The sequence below is a fragment of the Caldalkalibacillus thermarum genome (assembly GCF_014644735.1).
Taxonomy (GTDB): Bacteria; Bacillota; Bacilli; order Caldalkalibacillales; family Caldalkalibacillaceae; genus Caldalkalibacillus; species Caldalkalibacillus thermarum.
Map to the genome: position 1 here is coordinate 1 of NZ_BMKZ01000115.1, position 996 is coordinate 996.

2 protein-coding genes are annotated in these 996 nt (G+C 46.8%); both read right to left on the minus strand.

All coding sequences use genetic code 11. From position 1 onward, the window contains the following. Positions 1-145: 145 nt before the first annotated feature. Positions 146-376, minus strand: coding sequence for a hypothetical protein (locus IEW48_RS16730; protein WP_188624717.1), 231 nt, complete (start codon positions 374-376; stop codon positions 146-148). 26 nt (positions 377-402) lie between these two features. Next, the coding region (locus IEW48_RS16735; protein ID WP_188624718.1) for a transposase at positions 403-996 on the minus strand (594 nt) is incomplete at its 5' end.

Sequence of the window (996 nt, forward strand, 5' to 3'; positions counted from 1 at the left end):
CACAGCTTCTGGATAGCAACCAAAGCGGGTATGATAAGCCTCGACAGAGGCTTGCAATGTGTTGCCTTCATGGAAGTTGTCCCAGCTGATGTGTTCAATCAGGGTGTATCCCTCGATGACACTGATAGCCACCTTGGCTCCAAATTCAACTGGTCCTTTCGCTTTGCCAGTGAAGGCCTGATTGTTGGGCCAGTTCTTCAATATGTTTCAGATCACGGTGGATGTATTGCAGTTGTGCTTTAATTGCCTTCCGCAGTTTTTTCTTACTGACCTTGCGTTGTTTAGCCACCTGAAGATATGCTTTGCGTGCTTTTTCGCGGTAGGTCCTGGGCTTGGGTTGAATGCCTCTTAAGGGTTGATGCAATACATCAATCATGTGCTCCAGTTTTTCACGGCTTTTGTTTAATAGATCCAGGTCAGTCGGGTAGGCCAATCTAGTGGTACACAGGTGGCATCCAGGATCAGTTTTCCGCGATGGGTTGGGGTTGTATGTGGTTGCTGTTTGGATGGTTGTCCAGTTGTGGGTTGGCTGTCCGAATGATTTTCGTCATCATCGGATGGATGTTCGTCTTCATCATGCGTTATCTCATCACGGTCTGATGTCATCTGATTCACTTCTTCTGTGACAAGCCATTCGTTGATTTGATTGATGATATCAGGACCTAACCTTTTGCGGAAATGGGTCATCATGGTATGGTGGAAGGGTTCTTCCTGTTTGAATTCAGTCAGACCGATAAAGTATTGCAAATAGGGATTTTCTTTGATCTGTTCCACTGTTTCACGATCGCTGGTGCCTAAACGCTCTTTAATGATAAGCGCACCCAAAGCCATGCGCACAGAAAAGGCCTGACGGCCTTCACTTGTTGATCTGAGCTGCCCGATATACAGATCTTCCGCTTTGTTCCATGGAATTCTTTGAGCGAGTAATACCCAACGGTTGTTGGGGTCCAGTTGACCACCAAAAGGCAGGAAGAATTCATGCGGCATGATCAGCTG

Coding starts and splice junctions, on each gene's coding strand:
- IEW48_RS16730 (WP_188624717.1), bottom strand. CDS start 376: ATGATTGATGTATTGCATCAACCCTTAAGAGGCATTCAACCCAAGCCC.